This is a genomic window from Alkalihalobacterium sp. TH-98, from assembly GCF_057473385.1.
Window position 1 is genome coordinate 121,298 of the sequence record NZ_JBYCKM010000020.1, and the last position, 17,388, is coordinate 138,685.

Below are 17,388 nucleotides of genomic sequence, written 5' to 3' on the forward strand. Positions count from 1 at the left end.
TTACTTGGAAAGTTTGATAAACTGGCTTAATGGTATTTTGTGGAGTAATCCGATGATCTACTTTTGTTTGGGAGTAGGGTTACTATTCTCTATCCTTACTCGCTTCTTACAAGTAAGGCACATTAAGGATATGGTCACTTTAATGTTTAGAGGGAAAAGCTCATCTGCTGGGGTATCATCGTTTCAAGCGATGTCAATTGCACTGTCAGGAAGGGTTGGAACAGGTAATATCGCAGGTACCGCAACTGCTATAGCATTTGGGGGACCTGGTGCAGTATTTTGGATGTGGACGATTGCATTTATCGGAGCATCAAGTGCATTTATTGAGTCTACATTAGCTCAAGTTTATAAAGAAAAGCAAGATGGATTATACCGCGGGGGACCAGCTTATTATATTGAAAAAGGTATTGGTTGGAAATGGTACGCAGTTATTTTTGCTGTAGCGACTCTTCTTGCTATGAGTCTATTAATGCCAGGAATCCAATCTAATTCAATTGCAATCGCTGTTGATAATGCATTTTCGATTAATCCTTATATAACAGCTTCAATTTTAATTGCTATTATCGGTATTATCATTTTTGGTGGGGTTAAAAGGATTGCAAACGTTGCACAGCTAGTTGTTCCTTTTATGGCGGTTGCGTATATCTTACTTGCTTTCGTAATTATCGGTGCAAACATTACACAATTACCGGCTGTAATCTCATTAATCGTTAGCAGTGCATTTGGAGCAGATGCTGCATTTGGTGGAATTATTGGTTTAGCGATTGCATGGGGTGTTAAACGTGGTATTTATTCAAACGAAGCAGGACAAGGAACAGGCCCGCATGCTGCCGCAGCAGCTGAAGTTTCTCACCCTGCAAAACAAGGTTTAGTTCAATCATTCTCAGTATACATTGATACATTACTCGTTTGTTCGGCAACAGCATTCATGATCCTATTTACAGGAATGTATAACGTTGTTGATGGAGCTGGAAACACGATCGTAAGTTATATTGCCGAAGTACCTGCCGGCGCTGGTTATACGCAAGCGGCCATTGAATCTGTAATCCCTGGATTTGGTGCAGCATTCGTTGCAGTAGCGTTATTCTTCTTTGCATTTACTACGATTATGGCATACTACTATATGGCAGAAACGAATGTGGCTTATCTCATTCGTGGTAAAGGAAAAAAAGTAGCGATGTTTGTGTTAAAAGTCATCTTACTAGGTGCGGTATTCTTCGGAGCTGTTCGTGAAGCAGACCTTGCTTGGGCGTTAGGCGATGTTGGGTTAGGATTGATGGTATGGTTAAACTTAATCGCCATTCTTATCCTTGCGAAACCTGCATTACGAGTACTTAAAGATTATGAAGAACAGAAGAAACAAGGTCTTGACCCAGTATTTGATCCGAAGAAATTAGATATCAAAAACGCGGATTATTGGGAAAATGAGTATAACAAAGATAAAGACAAAATGTCGAGTTAATTAGATAGTTAAAGGGAATAACTGCAAAGAAAACTACAGTTTCAGATGAAGCTGTAGTTTTTTGTGTATATTAATATATGATCTAATAGGATAACATTTAAGTTCTCAACTGTAAGAAAGGAAGACAAAATGAGAATAAACAAATTTATTAGTTTAACAGGTGTTTGTTCAAGACGAGAGACAGATCGTTTGATTAGTGCTGAGAGAATAACGATTAATGACAGAATCTGTGAGCATGGAGATACAGTCGAACGAACAGACATTGTCCGTATCGACGGGAAGCAAATCAAGATTAAAGAAAAAGAAAAAAAGACGTACATTGTATTAAATAAACCAGTCGGTGTTACATGTACCGCACAACCTTTAGTCGAAGGAAACATCATACAATTTATAAACTACCCGAAGAGAATTTTTCCAGTCGGGCGATTAGATAAAGCTTCAGAAGGCTTAATATTGCTTACAGATGACGGGGATATTGTGAATAAAATGATGCGTTCTGAACATAATCATGAAAAAGAATATATTGTAACTGTCGATCAACCAATTACAGATAAATTTATAGAGGGAATGTCAAAAGGAGTAGAAATTCTCGGGACGACAACAAAATTATGCCACGTGTCCCGTATCAATGATTATACGTTTCGGATCATACTTACCCAAGGGCTTAATCGGCAAATCAGAAGAATGAGTAAAGTGTTTGGCTATAAAGTTACGCGTCTACAGCGGGTACGGATTATGAATATTGAGCTTGGATCCCTTCCGGCAGGGGAGTGGCGCGAACTAAGTGATAGTGAACTCCATGAATTGCTGGCGTCGTTATAGGACATGATCTCAAGTTTATCAGGATATAGGAAGAAAATTGTAAGGTTAAGAGCAAGTAAATTACAGTAAAAGGAAGAAAACTGATCTAAAGAAAGGAATAGATCAAAAAAAATCCAGTAAAAGGAAGAAAACTGATCTAAAGAAAGGAATAGATCAAGTAAATTACAGTAAAAGGAAAAAATCTAATCTGAAGAATGGATTAGAGTAAAAAAATTACAGTAAAAGGAAGAAAGCTAATCTAAAGAATAGATTAGATCAAGAAAATTACAGTAAAAGGGAAAAAACTGATCTAAAGAAAGCTTTAGAGCATGATTATTCCAATAAAAGGAAAAATATCGTCTGTAGCCGGAGGAATGCCAGTAAAAGGAAGAATATCGCCTATAGCTGATGGTATTCCAATAAAAGGAAAAAATTGTCTGTAGCCGGATAAATGCCAGTAAAAGAAAAAATGTCGCCTCTAGCCGATGAAATGCCAAGAAAAGGGGGAATATCGGCTGTATAGCTGAAAAAATGCCAGTAAAAGGAAAAATATCGCCTCTAGCCGATGAAATGCCAATAAAAGAAAGAACATCGCCTATAGCCGACTATGCCAGTAAAAGAAAAAATATCGGCTATAGCCGAAAAAAATTTCAATAAAAGGAAAAATCGCTCATCCCCCAGTACCAAACTGAAATTAGCTTAAACCACAAAAAAACCGCTAGCCTTCAATGCGAAGGCTGGCGGTTCTCATCTTTTACAACCAGTATGGTAAATGTCTTTTACACACTTTCTTTCACTTCTATTTCGTATTGCTTTAAGATGCGGGCATCGTATATAAACGGTCCAAACGGAACCATGGCTGCAATTGCAGCACCGATAAAGCGGGTTAGTGGCCACTTGTATTTTACAGTAACGTATAGAGCAATGGCTAAGTAAAGAACAAACAAAGCTCCGTGTGCAGCGCCAATAACTGTAACGAACTGAGGAATATCTGCAAGGTATTTTAAAGGCATAGCAAGCCCCAGAAGTAATAAATATGACCAAGCTTCTAGAAAGCCAATATTTCGAAACCATTTAAGTGGTGTATCTAACATGTTGAACCTCCTCTTGAGATAAACAAGCTTTATATAGTGATTATATCAGTAAATGCTTTCACTTAAAAACAACAATATTGTGAAACGAACATCTAGCTAAATAAATGGAGCGCTCCCATTTAAAAAGCTTCCTATCTCCATTCAATGTGAAGAGTAGGAAGCTACAAAGTGATATTATTTTTTATTTTCACAAGTGAAGTTATCGGTAAATGATCAGAAGCTTCTTTATACGTAGTTATGACATCAGAGTAGATGACTTCGAACTTGTTATTAACAAAAATGTAGTCAAGCTGAACTTTTGGCCTACGTGAAGGAAAGGTTCCGAGTTCTTTTTTGATGCGCTTATCACACGTATTATGGTAATACTTAGATATTTCGTTGTAATCTCTTGAATGTGGCCTGCAATTCAAGTCTCCCATTAATAAAGTAGGGTGTTCACTTGTGGCTTCCTCTACTAATTTTTTTATTTGTTTTCTCCGTAACAAAGGATGCAGACTGAAATGGGTAACTAAAGTTTTGACAAATGTTTGGTTTATTTGAATCGTAGCATCAATGATAGACCGTGGCTCACATAGAAAAGGACGGAGACGAACGACGTGGCTTTTAGATTGTTTAATAGGAAACCTCGAGAATAATGCATTTCCGTATTCTCGTTGTTCAACTTTTCGAGATCGAATGGAAATGGCCGGTGCAAATACATAGTCCATTTGCAACTGCTCGGCTAGCCAACTCGCTTGATCGATAAATTGACTTCGTTTTGAGAACGATTTATCCACCTCATTCAGACCGATAATATCAGCATCACTTTGTTTGATAATCTTGGCAATTCTATGTAAGTCAACACGGCGATCCGTACCTAAACCATGACGTATGTTGAAAGATAAAACTCTAAGTTTAAATGGAACTCCCCCCTTTTCACTTAGCAACTATCTTTGCCGAGACCTGTACGATTTAGACATCTAAACAGAACATTTCATCCTGTGTCTTTTTAGTGAAATAGTCTTAGATCATAGGCTAGATGTCTAAATGTCAGCTATAATAATGGTGTTTAATACGGTCATACTAAATGAAGGTTATTGATGACAATGAGGTGGCAATTTTGCAAACAAAAGAAAATTTGTTTAAAGAAGCTGAGAAATTTATATATATTTGCTACAAAGAATTAGGAAAAAATGAAGAACAAATCAGGACAAGGCTGGAAGAAATAAGGACGGAAATAGAAAAAACAGAACATTACGACCATACATATGAAGAGCTGCAGCATGGGGCACGGATGGCTTGGAGGAACAGCAATCGCTGCATTGGAAGACTGTTTTGGGATAGCTTGCATGTCTTAGATGAGAGAAACGCCGATACGGCCGAAAAAGTAGCCGATGCTTTAAACAAGCATATTGAATATGGTACCAATGGAGGAAAAATTCTTCCGACAATTACTGTGTTGAAACCGATGATTAACGGTGAAGAGCAGGTAAGAATATGGAACTACCAGCTCATTCGTTATGCTGGCTATGAAACTGAGTACGGAATTATCGGCGATCCTGCATCGATCTCATTTACAAAGTTATGTACAGAAATTGGCTGGGCAGGTGAAGGAACCCACTTCGATGTATTACCGTACGTCATCCAAATGAAAAAGGGTGAACCTCACTGGTTTGATATACCGAAAGAAATCGTATTAGAAGTTCAGCTTGTCCACCCTGAATTAGAGGGATTTTCTGACTTACAGTTAAAATGGTACGCTGTTCCGATCGTTTCTGAGATGAAACTTGAAATTGGTGGTATTCACTATACAGCAGCTCCTTTTAATGGCTGGTATATGGGAACAGAAATTGGTGCTAGAAATTTAGCTGATGAAGATCGCTATAACATGTTGCCGAAAATAGCTTCAATTATGGGGTTAGACAAAAGTCGTGCTTCAACTTTATGGAAAGATAAAGCATTAGTTGAGTTAAATGTAGCGGTACTTCATTCTTTTAAAAAGCAAGGCGTAAGTATTGTCGATCATCATACAGCGGCGGCTCAATTTCAGCATTTCGAAGACAAAGAAAAACGTTGCGGACGTTCATTAACAGGTGACTGGACATGGTTAATTCCACCAGTTTCTCCAGCGACAACTCATATCTTTCATAAACCATATGAAAATGAAGTGGTGACACCTAATTATTTTTATCAAGATAAACGGTATGAATAAATGAATAGCTGACTTATAATTTGCCTTAGAAATTTATAATCGAAAGGATGTCCATGTCCACTATGGTTGAATTACACCCAGTCATAAAGAAATTACAACTTAAAGATCAAAGCAAACCAGTCTTAATATTAAACGCACCGAAAGAGTATGAAGAGGTTATTGCTTCTTTTGAAGCAGAGGTACATACAGAAGCAGAGGAAGATACGTATTCTTTTGTCCAAGTTTTCGGAACTACAAATGAAACGATTCTAGAATTGGGTGGGAAGGCAGTCGAGGTTCTTTCAGAAGATGGGTTGCTGTGGTTATGCTATCCTAAAAAATCTTCTAAAACCTATAAGGGATCTAATTGTAGTCGCGAATCGGTAGCTGCATTATTAACTGAGAAAGATTTTGAACCGGTTCGTCAGGTAGCAGTAGATGAGGATTGGTCAGCACTGCGCTTCCGCCATGTTGACAACATTAAGACAATGGTTCGAAAACAAGCAGTGACGGAAAAAGGAAAGCAACGAGTGAATGATCTAGAGAATAGTTAATGGTGCTCATAGGGACAGCTGAAAGAAAAAAGACACGATGGGTACCGACCCCCAAAAGTTAGAGTAGAAAATAACTTTTGGGGGGTTTTTATGGAGTTTTTTTGGCACAACGATAAGTTCAAAAGATCTTCAATTTTCTGTGGAATGAAATGTTTTAATTCGCATATAACGGGATTGGGTTTCATATAGTTTCATAAAGCAAGTTACAAGGAGGGGACATATGAGTTTATTTGAAGGCTTTGTTGTCGTTTTTGTAATCGTGTTTTTCTCCCTTTTCTTAGGCTTTATGATCATAGGAAATCGAATTGCACACTCAATTGAAAATCTTACTGCAAGAGATGCTGCTAAAGAATTAGCTGATATTGATAGTAAAATGAACAATTAAATGAAAAAGAGGATGAACTCCATGGTGAACTGTCGGGCGCATGTAGCAAATAGTTACTATACTTTAAGATTTAAGTTTAGTAGCTATAGATGTGTAAGTGCCACTCGACAGTAGCTGATTGGAGTCATCCTCATTTTTGTGCCAGATCGTCTTTTTCGTGTTAGAATATGAACTAAAGTAAGGAGGAGGAGTTACTACATGGAACAAGCTATATTTAAAGCGCATTTTGTTCATCCTTTAACAGATGTACCGCTTATTATATTATATAACAACGTCACTGGACTTATTTCGTTTGAGAGAGACGAAGAAGTGATTAAAGTTATTGCATCAATGAAAGATATCATACAAGAAGAAGTGATAACGGAAGAGAAATTATCAAAAACGGATCATATTTGTAGATCAACCTATCCTGCAGGTTCCTTAGAAGACGTGAGAGAGTTGTTAAAGACGATTGGAATTAATACGAAGCATATAAAATTTGAAAAAATCTATTTACACTAAATTAATCGTTTCGAATAAAAAAATAAATGATTAGTCCGAGGACAGGGAAAAATAACGTTCCAATTAAAACAAGCAGGGCATATTCTTTACTATTTCCATTACTAATGGCATCACGATAAGCCCAAATACTAGTAAATATATTTAATAAAAACAAACCAAATATTAAAAGTAAGACAATACTAGCAGCTGCAAAAACTTCCATATAAACGTCCCCTTTACATAATTATACCTTTTATTTAATCATACCTATGATTAGCTAGATAGAAATATGAATAATGTAAGCATCTCGATTAGGATAACAAAAGGCTGTGCCATCGATCTGAGATCCGAGGCACAGCCTTTTCTAGTGAACTAGTTTGTATTTAGTAAACAGAGAATTAATCTTCAACTACTGGATATACTCCGTTTTCATCATGTGTTTCAGTTCCAGTAATTGGAGGGTTGAACACACAAACCATACGCATATCTGTATTAGCACGAAGTAAATGCTCATCATGCTTATCCAAAGCATAAATCATATTAGCTGAAATAGGGTGGATTTTATTATCACTTAATGTTTCTACCTCACCATCACCTTCAATGCAGTAAACGGCTTCAAGGTGGTTTTGATACCAAATATGTGTTTCAGTTCCAGCTTTAATGATTGTATCATGAACGGAATACCCCATACCATCTTTCTTTAATAATAGTCTGCGACTAGTCCAGTTTTCTCCTTTTACTTCTTGATCAGTTCCAATAATATCTTCTAATTTAACAACTTTCATTTTAAATGTCCTCCAGTAATGTGTTTTTATAAGTAAAATTAATCTAAAATGTTTGGTTTAGAGCGTTATATGTTGACTGGGTGAGCGGCACGGCTAAAAAGTGCCGCTCATTGTTTCATTGTTTTAGGACGATACTGGTTCTTTTTCGTTTACTAAACTTTTGATGCTTTCTTCGATAATAGCAAACCCTTTTTCCAAGCCTTCATTATCAATTGTAAGCGCAGGGAAGAGTTTGAACACTTCATCGTCTGGACCTGCTGTTTCCATAATAAGTCCTCGCTCGAAAGCAGCTTTGGCAATATCAGAAGCAAGACCGTCTACTTCTGTTGCAATTCCTTGCATAAAGCCGCGACCGCGTACTGTACCTTTAATTTGTGGATATTTCACAGTAAGGCCGACTAAAAAATCACTAATCTTATCAGATTTTTCTTGAATGCTTTTTTCAAAAGAGTCATTCTCCCAATAAGTAAGTGCTTCAGTAGCTGTAACAAATGCTAAGTTATTTCCACGGAATGTTCCGTTATGCTCGCCTGGTTCCCAAATATCATACTTTGGATTAATTAGTGTTAATGCAAGTGGTAATCCATAGCCGCCAATTGATTTTGACAGGCAAATAATATCTGGTGTAATTCCAGCTTTTTCAAAAGAGAAGAAAGTACCTGTTCTGCCGACACCAGCTTGAACATCGTCGATGATGAGTAAAATTCCAAAGCGACGACAAATGCTTTCTAATTTTTGTAGCCACTCGAAACGGGCAGCGTTAATGCCCCCTTCACCTTGGACTGTCTCGAGGATCATTGCGGCTGGAATTTCAACTCCACTTCCGTTATCTTCTAAAAAGCGCTCGAGATACTCCAGAGTGTCGAGTTCGTCATTGACGAAGCTGTCATATGGCATTGTTACGACATGTTGCAATGGAATACCAGCACCTTTACGCTTAAAAGAATTTCCTGTAACTGATAGAGAACCAATTGTCATACCATGGAAGCCGTTGGTAAAGCTAATTACATCCGTACGACCAGTTACTTTTCTTGCAAGCTTTAATGCACTTTCTACCGTATTTGTTCCTGTTGGTCCAGGGAACATTACTTTGTATTCCATATTTCGAGGTTTAAGGATGACATTGTTGAATTTTTCTAGAAATTCAGCCTTTGCTGCTGTCGCCTTATCTAAAGAATGGGCGATACCATCGTTTAAAATATAATCCACTAATTTCGCCTTCATTTTTGGATCATTGTGCCCGTAGTTTAAAGCTCCAGCACCTGAGAAGAAATCGATATATTCGTTTCCTTCGACATCCCAAAGTTTGTAGCCTTTAGCCTTGTTAAAAATAGCGGGAAAGCTTCTGCAATAACTACGTACCTCAGATTCTAATTCGTTAAATATACTCAAATTGTTAGTTTCCATTTTTATAATAGATCCTCCTTTTATTTTGTAAGAAAGGAATTATTCTTCAATGAGAAATTTGTGAAGTTTTTCACATGTGACGATCGAATCATTCATCTTCCTAGGTTACTTTTGATAAATGTTACTTATCTTGATTAAATGGTCCAATTCGGAAAGTCAGTTCTGCTTCATGATCGTCTCCAGGAAATAAGTCCTCTGAGAAACAATCTAGTACTTCACAGTCTGTATTGAGATCTCGCCCTAGGCGTCGGAATAGTGATTGAGAGGCCTGATTAGAAGGTGTAACAGTGGCTTCAAGATAATTAATATTTTGGCAACCTTCTCGGATAATCAACTCTTGTAAGAGGTGGGATGCAAGACCTTTTCCTCGTTGAGAAGCATCCACTCCGATTTGCCAGACGAAAATGACATCTGGTTTTGTAGGGGGGATGAAAGCTGTTACGAAACCTACTAGTTTGCCATTTTCTTTTGCTACGACACAAGTTTCTGAGAAAAACTCACAAAACATAATGTATTTGTAAGAAGAATTTAAATCGAGCGTAGAGTTATTTACAAGTTCCCACATGGCGGCGCCATCTTCAACAGAAGGCTTTTCAAAAGTGACATTTGGAATAGGTTGGGTAATTGTCTTCGTTAGTTGACTCATCGCTTTTCACCTACAAATCGCATTTTATTGTAAATAATAGCGTATTCCTCCTTAAAATGGATGGTTTATTAATTTTATTGTAGCTATTATAAATGATAAGGGGATGCTGAAATTAAAGCAAACCAGCTATTTATTGATAATTCATGATTAATCAGGATGACTTACGTTGCCATCTAGTAAGAGCACGTATCTTTCATATTCCTTCCATATCTTAGTGTTTTCGAACAATTTGAAAAAATGTGAGCAAATCTAACAAAAGATGACGAAATATGAATAAAAAAAATAAATGGCGTGTAAATGAGGGTCTAGAGGTAGCTAAAAACAGGCATTTTCTGTGGCGTTTAGAAATGATAAGAGTGAAATTTGATTACTATCCAATGGTTTAGATGGCCATTAGAAAAGCTAACTTATGAGCAACAGGCTCATGAGTCAGCTTTTTTAAAAATTAAGTATAGAGTTTGAAGGTGTCCAGCGCTTGTCGCCGATAAGCAGGCCCCATGCGCTTTTCTTGTTATTTATTTTTCTTTTTCTTTTTGGCACGACGATCTGCAGCTGCTCCACGTGCATTTGCTTCAATATCCTCAGCGTCAGCTAATTCTGCAGAATATTCTACATCCATTCCATCATTATCAACGTTTGCGATTTGCTGTTGTTTCTTTTTCTTTTTACCCATTTGAAACACTCCTCTTATAAGTAATGGTGCTGCTGTTTATCGTCTTCTACAACACCTAATACTAGTTTGAGACAGGTGCAGATCGTTCATGTAATAAAATAATTTCCAAAAAAAAAGGTACTCGAAGTTGAGTACCTGCATTTACTATCTGCGTGCAGCACGGTCAGCAGCTTTAAAATCGGATTGATACGTTACTTGTTGAGCCTTTTTAAGTGTATGTCTTTCCTGTTGGTCACGACGTTTCTTTTTCTCCATAATGTTTCCTCCTCGTAATGAAGTGATATATATAGTATGAGTAAATAAGAGGAAAAATATTCTAAGTAGAGCTAAATCAGATTTATCTTTTTTAAGAAGAGATAACAAATTAATCATGATCCTGTCTTAATAAATGTTTCAGCGCTTCATCTATGGTTGAATAATTAAATATAAATCCATAACGAATCGCTTTTTCAGGTAAAACACGTTGTCCTTGCAGCAGTAATGAGCTCATTTCTCCTAACAACAGCTTTAAAGCAAAAGCCGGAGTTGGTAACCAATGCGGTCGCTTAAGAACAGCTGAAATAGCCTTTCCCATTTCTTTCATTTGAACAGGGTGAGGAGATGTAACGTTTATCGCTCCCTCAATTTCTTTCGTTTTGATGACGAAATCGATAAGTCGAACGACATCTTGAATATGAACCCAAGAATACCATTGGTTGCCGGATCCTAAAGCGCCACCAGCAAACAGGCGATAAGGTAGTAGCATCTTTGGTAATGCACCTTCATTTTCATCTAGAACTAAACCTAAGCGAGGAAGAACGGTTCGGATTCCCAGATCTTCTGCTTTCAGCGCTTCTGTTTCCCACTGTAGTACCACTTCTTTTAAAAAGTTATTTTCGCCACCTGCAACGTGACCTTCTGTAAACGTGTGGGTATCAGAGTGACCGTATATGCCAATGGCCGAGGCATTAATGAATACATTAGGTTGATGTTCTAGCTGTTGAAGTAATGTTATAGCAGCATTTGTGGCTTTAATACGACTTTTTAAAATCCGCTCTTTCTTTTTTTCTGTCCAGCGACCAGAGCCGATTGAATCTCCTGCTAAATTAATGAGTGCATCAAGAGGTGGAAGGCTTTCCGTTGGTTTAGACCCTGATACTAACCACTGAACATAATGAACGTTCGCCTTCTTTTCTTTAGGTGTTCGCGTTAAAATAAAAACTTGATGACCTTGTGATATGAAATATTCAGTTAAAGCTGTCCCAATAAATCCTGTACCGCCAGCTATTGCTATATTCATACAACCACTGCCCTTCAAATTAAGTATTAGTACGTTCAATTGTTGTTTAATTATAGTATAAGTAATTTATAAGTTTAACAAAAGAAAAATAATCACTTAAATAAAACTTCATAATTGAAATGAGCAGAAACTTTAGCCTTTCAGTATACTAAAAATGATCACATACAAATCAATAACCAGTAACGGTAGAATTGAAACAAATAGTTCTTTAATGATTAATATTTATGGAAAGTAGATGGTTGATATGGCTGTCATTACAAAAATTACAACTCAAAAGAATAATAAGGAACGGTTTAATGTTTTTATTAATCAAGGAGCAGGGGAAGAGTACGGATTTAGTGTTGATCAAGATGTCCTTATTTCATCGCGCTTGAAAAAAGGGATGGAGATCGATGTTGAGGAATTACAGAAAATTTTAGCTGAAGATAAAGTAAAGAAAGCCTATAACTTAGCTTTGTCCTACTTGTCTTATCGTATGAGGTCAGAAAAAGAAGTTGTCGACTACTTAAAGAAAAAAGAGTATGAAGAGTGGGAAATTCATCAGGTCATTAAAAAACTTAAAGAATATAATTTTTTAAACGATCTAGACTTTGCGGTGGCTTTTGTACGAACGAAAAAAAATACAGGAGTAAAAGGCCCAAAGGTGATTGAACAGGAGCTACTTAAGAAAGGTGTTAACGAAAAAATATCAGCAGAGGCTATGGACCAATATACGTATGTAGAACAGCTGGATCATATTATGAAATGGGTGGATAAACAAGCGAAAAAGACATTAAAGGAGTCGGAGCAAGCCTACCAACAAAGGATTAAACGACAACTTTTATCAAAGGGGTTCTCTTATGAAGTTATTGAAGAAGGGATTAAAGAAAATGCTGTGTCGTTTAATAAAGATCAACAATGGGAAGCAATTCTCCATCAAGGAGAGAAAGGTAAGAAAAAGTTTGCTCATCTAAGTGAATATGAATATCGTTATAAATTGAAGCAATGGCTGTACCAAAAGGGGTTTCCAATCGATCTAATTGATCAATATTTAGAGGATAGTAGGGAATAATAAAATGTCATAAAATAATAACAAAGACATTGTGAAGTGTTGCACAAACTTTGTTATTATTGTTTTATCTTACATATGAAAGGGAGTAAACAATCTTGAACAGCATCATTGCTTTAACTCCAATCCTTGCCGTTTTATTATTCTTAGTTGTTATGAGGATGCCTGCTATGAAGGCGATGCCAATTAGCTTAATAGCAACAGGTTTACTGGCGTACCTTTATTGGAAAGTTCCTTTTGTACAAATTGTCGCAGCATCAATCGAAGGTATTATTATTGGTTTTTCAATTTTATATATTGTATTCGGTGCTATTTTACTATTAAATACTCTGCAACTGAGTGGGGCAATTACTACCATCCGTAATAGTTTTTTAGAGATAAGTCCGGATAGAAGAGTCCAGCTTATTATCATTGCTTGGCTGTTTGGGGCTTTTATTGAAGGAGCAGCTGGTTTTGGTACCCCTGCTGCAATTGCTGCCCCTCTTCTCGTTGCACTAGGTTTTCCTCCATTAGCAGCGGTCGTTTTAGCGCTAATCGCCGATAGTAGCCCGGTTTCGTTTGGGGCAGTGGGAACACCTATCATTGTCGGGGTCGAGCAAGGATTGCAAGAAGGCTCTCAAGTAGCTGCTGTTGTAACACCATACTTAACGGATCCAACTCAAATTGGTGAATTTGTAAAAGGTGTTGGAGCACAAGTCATGCAAATTGATATTTTTGTTGGCACCTTTATGCCACTCATTCTTGTCGTCATGTTAACTCGTTTTTTTGGTGAAAACAAGTCTTGGCGAGAAGGGTTACAAGTATGGAAGTTTGCTTTGTTTGCAGGACTCGCATTCACAGTCCCCGCCCTAGTAGTAGCTGTGTTTCTGGGGCCTGAATTTCCGTCTATTTTCGGTGGATTGTTCGGACTGTTAATCGTTGTTCCAGCAGCAAAACGAGGCTTTCTTCTTCCTGAAAAGGCGTGGGATTTTGCACCTACTGATAAATGGTCACCAGATTGGATAGGAAAGGTGTTAACTTCCCGAAAAAAAGAAGAAAAAGGACCATCGTTAAGTCTAGTTATGGCCTGGGTTCCATACCTTTTAGTCGGGCTGTTTCTTGTGCTCACACGTCTTGAGGTCCTTCCATTTAAAGCCTGGTTTCAGTCAGTGAGATGGAGCTGGCCGAATATTTTAAATACAAATATAAGTACTACTCTTGAACCCCTTTATCTACCGGGGACCATTTTTGTACTAGTCGTCTTAATCACTTTTGTTATTCATAAGATGAACATCGAAAAAATCAAAACGACATTCGGTTCCTCTGCACAAGCGGTCGTTGGAAGTGCGGTTACATTATTTACGGCAGTGCCGATGGTTCGAATTTTTATTAATTCTGGAGTGAACGCTTCTGGATTGGAAAGTATGCCGATGGAGCTAGCGAATACGGCTTCTGCAGCATTAGGCGGCAGTTGGCCGTTAGTAGCTCCTTTTATTGGAGCGCTAGGATCATTTGTGTCAGGTAGTGCAACATTCAGTAATATGATGTTTTCGCTATTTCAGTTTAGCGTTGCCGATCAAATTGGAGTTGACCCTACGTTAGTACTTGCGTTACAAGTGTTGGGGTCGAACGGTGGAAATATGATTTGTGTACTTAACGTTGTAGCAGCTGCTTCAGTTGTCGGCTTATTAGGGAAGGAAGGTCCTATTATACGATTGACATTACTGCCTATGTTTTATTATGCCATCTTTTCAGGTGTGATCGGATTAATTTATGCTTATATCATATTGTAGCTCAGGCTTGTAGTTGGTCGCATAGTGTAAAATCCAGTATAATAAAAACAGATAGAAATAAGCCGATGGAGGCGTAATGAATGGAAAAGCGTTTTAGTGAAATGACCGCATATGAACTTAATAATGAAATTGCTCAACTGAACGAAAAAGCGAAAAAGGCAGAACAAATGGGGATGGCTAGCGAATTCGCAGTGTATGAGCGCAAAATGCTTATTGCAAAAGCGTACTTGCTAAACCCGGATGATTATAAACCTGGCGAAACGTATGAAATGATTGATGAACAATCGAGCTTTTTAATTTCTTATATGAATGGCAGGTTTGCTTGGGGGTTTCGTAACGGAAGCAGCGAGCTAGAAGGAGTTCCAATTTCTGTATTAAAATTAGAACAATAAATGCTTTGTGTAGTAGAGTACCAGTAAAGCGGAAATGTTAAGGTAAGGTTTACGTTTAAGATCTACCGAGTATGGAAGCACTCGATGCCAAAATATCTCGCCGTCACCAATATAAAAAAAAAGGAGAAGCAGAGGAGTTGCTTCTCCTTTTCAAAGTAAGGAAGGAAAAGGTTTGAAGATTGGACACGTTCAATGGGAATTATGAACGTTTTCTTGTTTGGACTTTAAGAACGTAGTTGTGGAGGCCTCTTTCTGTTTCACCGTTCACTTGATGGAATGCATGCTTTGGATTAGCTCGTGGAGATTGAAATGGGTCAGCATAGTTTTTACCTCTTACCTTATGCAAGGTAAAACACCTCCTAGATAGCTTAGAGAAATGAAATCAATGTCATGTCATTAGCGGGATTGATTCGATTGCATCATTCGTTGTTGAGGATGATCCCGAATACTGCCATCAGCTCGTTTTGAAGAATACTCTTCTTTCGCTCTTGGTTCTCCCGAAAATGATTTACGGTTTGGAAATCCTTTCTCTTTGTTACGCATCGGTGAACCCTCCTTTGACGACAACTTAAAGTTAAACCAAACATTAAATCAAGCACTGAATTGTCTGTGCTTCTCTCCTAGTATGAGAAGGTACAAGCGATCATATGATATGCAATAATTGTTAGAGGAGGTAACCTTTAATGAATGAGCGAATTGAACGCTTAGCTGATCAATTACTTAAACGAAATGATCAATTATCCTATGGACAAGCTCGAAAATGGGTTGAGAACTTATGGGAAGATTTTGAAGCGACAAGAGCAAAATCAGGAAGAACATATGAAGGGCCTGAAAAAACAGAACAAATTGTAATGCAATGGATCACCAACTACGGACCATATTTACATGAATATGCGTCAAAAAATGAAAAATTTAAACATTTACTCGAAGACGACAGTTTGAAAAATTAGTTTTCCTTGCAATGAAAGAATATTGTTACATAAAAAAGGTTGACTCAAGTGCCAGTAGAACTAGACACTCAGGAGTCAACCTTATGATTGTGTAGAAAGCTGTAGTTTTCGTTTTAACGTTTCTTCACTATATACCCAACCAGTATAGGAGCTGGCGATATCGAGGTTTTCATCTAATTGAACGATCGCTACAAACGGATAATGGCCTTTTGTACGATATCTTAAATCAACAAATCGAACTTCATGTTGATTATCAACACTTTCGACTTCCCAACGATAGGTCGGAGAAAAGGAAAGAAATGCAGATAGGTTGGCGTCTTTTCTTGCTGCATTAATAATTGGATCATCGGGTATCGGTTCAAATGGATATTGCTCAAAGAAATTAATTTTGTGATTTCTAGACTCGGCCACGTACAACATTTCTTTTGTTCGGATCACAAGATGCCATTGATTCCAGCGAAATGTAGGTGAAATAAACACATGAGTTGCAGTTGGATGGAGAGACTGAGCATGTGCAATAACTTTTGAACGTGCTTGAAACCTCCATATGTAATAAAAGATAAGAACTAAGTAAATCGTCAAGAATGTATATCCAGGATCAAATCCATAGCGCCATAAAATGATCCCAACGACATGTGCTAAGAAAATAAAAGGGTCAAAAATATTGATAGATCCTAAAGCAATCCACCTATGAGTCACAGGTCGCAAAGCTTGTGTACCATAAGCGTTAAATATGTCGACAAAAACATGAAGGAAAACTGCGATGAATGTCCAAAGCCATAGATGTAAATAATTCGCTTCCGGAACAAACATAGAAATTCCACCCGCGATAATAAAAGGCCATATCAATATGGCTGGTAAGGAGTGAGTAATGCCACGGTGATTACGGATATAAACGGCATTATTTCTCAATTTTAGGACGGTATCGAAATCGGGAGCTTGCGAACCGATAATTGCAGCTACCATAACCGTTTGTCTCATAACCGGGTCATTTCCAACGACAGGATCTAATGTAGCAAGCCCACCGAGAGCAATTCCCATAACCACGTGAGTTCCAGTATCCAAGTTTGAACGACCTCCTTTCGGTGAAGCTTAATTATAAAGGCGCTTTCCACATCAGGTCTAGTTACAGCACTGACGTCTGGTGGGATTCGCTTGCTTGGGATAACGTATCAAAATAGCAGATACGGACACACAGGCCCTTATTTCTGTCAAAACCGCTTCTTTTCTTGATTTAGAGGACTCAGAAACCTTTATTTACGACTATTAGAGATTTTTTTAACTAGTTTTAGGCAAATAAGGGCTTCTTAGTCCGTTAAGACCTTCAAAAAGGTGCTTTTTGTTAAAATAAGGGCCTCAGAGTCCGCTAAAAATAAAAACAAAACTTAAAGTTTGTAATAGCTGACCGACAGCTCAATATCCACTGCAGTATACGCTACCTAAGCGTTTGCATCCGTTTTTCTTACTAAAGTCATTACTATATTTATACC

At 37.6% G+C, this 17,388-nt stretch carries 22 protein-coding genes; 10 read left to right on the forward strand and 12 right to left on the reverse strand.

Annotated features, from left to right (window positions below; genetic code table 11):
* Window positions 1-4 precede the first annotated feature (4 nt).
* Together AC2VNP_RS08300 and AC2VNP_RS08305 are read left to right on the forward strand one after the other, a co-directional pair.
* A complete protein-coding gene (locus tag AC2VNP_RS08300; RefSeq protein ID WP_486916877.1) occupies window positions 5-1,462 on the forward strand; it encodes an alanine/glycine:cation symporter family protein in 1,458 nt (485 codons plus the stop codon).
* A 129-nt stretch (window positions 1,463-1,591) separates the two neighbouring features.
* On the forward strand, window positions 1,592-2,284 hold the full coding sequence (locus AC2VNP_RS08305) for a pseudouridine synthase (RefSeq protein WP_486916878.1): 693 nt from the start codon (window positions 1,592-1,594) through the stop codon (window positions 2,282-2,284).
* A gap of 758 nt (window positions 2,285-3,042) precedes the next feature.
* Here the strand turns inward: AC2VNP_RS08305 and AC2VNP_RS08310 are convergent.
* Window positions 3,043-3,357 carry a DUF3817 domain-containing protein gene (locus tag AC2VNP_RS08310; RefSeq protein WP_486916879.1) on the reverse strand — a complete coding sequence of 105 codons (315 nt, stop codon included), beginning with the start codon at window positions 3,355-3,357 and terminating at the stop codon, window positions 3,043-3,045.
* A gap of 161 nt (window positions 3,358-3,518) precedes the next feature.
* Window positions 3,519-4,283 carry an endonuclease/exonuclease/phosphatase family protein gene (locus AC2VNP_RS08315; RefSeq protein WP_486916880.1) on the reverse strand — a complete coding sequence of 255 codons (765 nt, stop codon included), beginning with the start codon at window positions 4,281-4,283 and terminating at the stop codon, window positions 3,519-3,521.
* Between the two features lie 173 nt (window positions 4,284-4,456).
* Here AC2VNP_RS08315 and AC2VNP_RS08320 point away from each other — a divergent pair, with 173 nt between their 5' ends.
* From AC2VNP_RS08320 to AC2VNP_RS08335, 4 genes are all read left to right on the forward strand, one after another.
* A complete protein-coding gene (locus tag AC2VNP_RS08320) occupies window positions 4,457-5,548 on the forward strand; it encodes a nitric oxide synthase oxygenase (RefSeq protein WP_486916881.1) in 1,092 nt (363 codons plus the stop codon).
* 62 nt (window positions 5,549-5,610) lie between these two features.
* Window positions 5,611-6,081 (forward strand): DUF3052 domain-containing protein, encoded by a 471-nt coding sequence (locus AC2VNP_RS08325; RefSeq protein ID WP_486916882.1) that lies wholly within the window; start codon window positions 5,611-5,613, stop codon window positions 6,079-6,081.
* Between the two features lie 220 nt (window positions 6,082-6,301).
* Window positions 6,302-6,466, forward strand: a complete 165-nt coding sequence (locus AC2VNP_RS08330) for a hypothetical protein (protein ID WP_486916883.1) — start codon at window positions 6,302-6,304, stop codon at window positions 6,464-6,466.
* Between the two features lie 198 nt (window positions 6,467-6,664).
* Complete coding sequence (locus tag AC2VNP_RS08335; protein ID WP_486916884.1) at window positions 6,665-6,967, forward strand: hypothetical protein; 303 nt, start codon at window positions 6,665-6,667, stop codon at window positions 6,965-6,967.
* Between the two features lies 1 nt (window position 6,968).
* Here AC2VNP_RS08335 and AC2VNP_RS08340 read toward each other — a convergent pair whose 3' ends face one another.
* The 7 genes from AC2VNP_RS08340 to AC2VNP_RS08370 all read right to left on the reverse strand — a co-directional run bounded on the left by AC2VNP_RS08340 (window position 6,969) and on the right by AC2VNP_RS08370 (window position 11,736).
* Window positions 6,969-7,169 carry a PLDc N-terminal domain-containing protein gene (locus tag AC2VNP_RS08340; RefSeq protein ID WP_486916885.1) on the reverse strand — a complete coding sequence of 67 codons (201 nt, stop codon included), beginning with the start codon at window positions 7,167-7,169 and terminating at the stop codon, window positions 6,969-6,971.
* Window positions 7,170-7,344: 175 nt separating this feature from the next.
* Window positions 7,345-7,731: an ectoine synthase gene (locus AC2VNP_RS08345; RefSeq protein WP_275119450.1), complete on the reverse strand. Its 387-nt coding sequence runs from the start codon at window positions 7,729-7,731 to the stop codon at window positions 7,345-7,347.
* A gap of 123 nt (window positions 7,732-7,854) precedes the next feature.
* Window positions 7,855-9,138, reverse strand: a complete 1,284-nt coding sequence (ectB, locus tag AC2VNP_RS08350) for a diaminobutyrate--2-oxoglutarate transaminase (protein WP_486916886.1) — start codon at window positions 9,136-9,138, stop codon at window positions 7,855-7,857.
* Window positions 9,139-9,259: 121 nt separating this feature from the next.
* Entirely contained in the window at window positions 9,260-9,784 is a 525-nt protein-coding gene (ectA, locus tag AC2VNP_RS08355; protein WP_486916887.1) for a diaminobutyrate acetyltransferase, read from the reverse strand.
* A gap of 511 nt (window positions 9,785-10,295) precedes the next feature.
* Complete coding sequence (locus AC2VNP_RS08360; RefSeq protein WP_275119453.1) at window positions 10,296-10,457, reverse strand: YfhD family protein; 162 nt, start codon at window positions 10,455-10,457, stop codon at window positions 10,296-10,298.
* Between the two features lie 144 nt (window positions 10,458-10,601).
* Window positions 10,602-10,712, reverse strand: a complete 111-nt coding sequence (locus AC2VNP_RS08365) for a YfhE family protein (RefSeq protein WP_275119455.1) — start codon at window positions 10,710-10,712, stop codon at window positions 10,602-10,604.
* Between the two features lie 109 nt (window positions 10,713-10,821).
* Window positions 10,822-11,736 (reverse strand): TIGR01777 family oxidoreductase, encoded by a 915-nt coding sequence (locus tag AC2VNP_RS08370; protein WP_486916888.1) that lies wholly within the window; start codon window positions 11,734-11,736, stop codon window positions 10,822-10,824.
* A 244-nt stretch (window positions 11,737-11,980) separates the two neighbouring features.
* Between AC2VNP_RS08370 and recX the strand changes: the two genes are divergently transcribed.
* The 3 genes from recX to AC2VNP_RS08385 all read left to right on the forward strand — a co-directional run bounded on the left by recX (window position 11,981) and on the right by AC2VNP_RS08385 (window position 14,948).
* Entirely contained in the window at window positions 11,981-12,787 is an 807-nt protein-coding gene (recX, locus tag AC2VNP_RS08375) for a recombination regulator RecX (RefSeq protein WP_486916889.1), read from the forward strand.
* A 95-nt stretch (window positions 12,788-12,882) separates the two neighbouring features.
* Complete coding sequence (locus AC2VNP_RS08380) at window positions 12,883-14,556, forward strand: L-lactate permease (protein ID WP_486916890.1); 1,674 nt, start codon at window positions 12,883-12,885, stop codon at window positions 14,554-14,556.
* Between the two features lie 80 nt (window positions 14,557-14,636).
* Complete coding sequence (locus AC2VNP_RS08385) at window positions 14,637-14,948, forward strand: YfhH family protein (protein WP_486916891.1); 312 nt, start codon at window positions 14,637-14,639, stop codon at window positions 14,946-14,948.
* Between the two features lie 199 nt (window positions 14,949-15,147).
* Here AC2VNP_RS08385 and AC2VNP_RS08390 read toward each other — a convergent pair whose 3' ends face one another.
* On the reverse strand, window positions 15,148-15,294 hold the full coding sequence (locus AC2VNP_RS08390; protein ID WP_075388112.1) for a YpzG family protein: 147 nt from the start codon (window positions 15,292-15,294) through the stop codon (window positions 15,148-15,150).
* 50 nt (window positions 15,295-15,344) lie between these two features.
* Window positions 15,345-15,491 (reverse strand): small, acid-soluble spore protein K, encoded by a 147-nt coding sequence (gene sspK / locus AC2VNP_RS08395; RefSeq protein WP_275119460.1) that lies wholly within the window; start codon window positions 15,489-15,491, stop codon window positions 15,345-15,347.
* Window positions 15,492-15,631: 140 nt separating this feature from the next.
* Between sspK and AC2VNP_RS08400 the strand changes: the two genes are divergently transcribed.
* Complete coding sequence (locus AC2VNP_RS08400; protein WP_486916892.1) at window positions 15,632-15,898, forward strand: YfhJ family protein; 267 nt, start codon at window positions 15,632-15,634, stop codon at window positions 15,896-15,898.
* 81 nt (window positions 15,899-15,979) lie between these two features.
* Here AC2VNP_RS08400 and AC2VNP_RS08405 read toward each other — a convergent pair whose 3' ends face one another.
* Window positions 15,980-16,963, reverse strand: coding sequence for a metal-dependent hydrolase (locus AC2VNP_RS08405; protein ID WP_486916893.1), 984 nt, complete (start codon window positions 16,961-16,963; stop codon window positions 15,980-15,982).
* Window positions 16,964-17,388: the final 425 nt, after the last annotated feature.

Excerpts from the sequence above, each read along its gene's own strand:
- ectA (WP_486916887.1), bottom strand. The coding sequence starts at position 9,784 with ATGAGTCAACTAACGAAGACAATTACCCAACCTATTCCAAATGTCACT.
- AC2VNP_RS08345 (WP_275119450.1), bottom strand. The coding sequence starts at position 7,731 with ATGAAAGTTGTTAAATTAGAAGATATTATTGGAACTGATCAAGAAGTA.
- AC2VNP_RS08310 (WP_486916879.1), bottom strand. The coding sequence starts at position 3,357 with ATGTTAGATACACCACTTAAATGGTTTCGAAATATTGGCTTTCTAGAA.
- AC2VNP_RS08360 (WP_275119453.1), bottom strand. The coding sequence starts at position 10,457 with ATGGGTAAAAAGAAAAAGAAACAACAGCAAATCGCAAACGTTGATAAT.
- ectB (WP_486916886.1), bottom strand. The coding sequence starts at position 9,138 with ATGGAAACTAACAATTTGAGTATATTTAACGAATTAGAATCTGAGGTA.
- AC2VNP_RS08330 (WP_486916883.1), top strand. The coding sequence starts at position 6,302 with ATGAGTTTATTTGAAGGCTTTGTTGTCGTTTTTGTAATCGTGTTTTTC.
- AC2VNP_RS08335 (WP_486916884.1), top strand. The coding sequence starts at position 6,665 with ATGGAACAAGCTATATTTAAAGCGCATTTTGTTCATCCTTTAACAGAT.
- AC2VNP_RS08325 (WP_486916882.1), top strand. The coding sequence starts at position 5,611 with ATGGTTGAATTACACCCAGTCATAAAGAAATTACAACTTAAAGATCAA.
- sspK (WP_275119460.1), bottom strand. The coding sequence starts at position 15,491 with ATGCGTAACAAAGAGAAAGGATTTCCAAACCGTAAATCATTTTCGGGA.
- AC2VNP_RS08370 (WP_486916888.1), bottom strand. The coding sequence starts at position 11,736 with ATGAATATAGCAATAGCTGGCGGTACAGGATTTATTGGGACAGCTTTA.
- AC2VNP_RS08400 (WP_486916892.1), top strand. The coding sequence starts at position 15,632 with ATGAATGAGCGAATTGAACGCTTAGCTGATCAATTACTTAAACGAAAT.
- recX (WP_486916889.1), top strand. The coding sequence starts at position 11,981 with ATGGCTGTCATTACAAAAATTACAACTCAAAAGAATAATAAGGAACGG.
- AC2VNP_RS08365 (WP_275119455.1), bottom strand. The coding sequence starts at position 10,712 with ATGGAGAAAAAGAAACGTCGTGACCAACAGGAAAGACATACACTTAAA.
- AC2VNP_RS08340 (WP_486916885.1), bottom strand. The coding sequence starts at position 7,169 with ATGGAAGTTTTTGCAGCTGCTAGTATTGTCTTACTTTTAATATTTGGT.
- AC2VNP_RS08305 (WP_486916878.1), top strand. The coding sequence starts at position 1,592 with ATGAGAATAAACAAATTTATTAGTTTAACAGGTGTTTGTTCAAGACGA.
- AC2VNP_RS08385 (WP_486916891.1), top strand. The coding sequence starts at position 14,637 with ATGGAAAAGCGTTTTAGTGAAATGACCGCATATGAACTTAATAATGAA.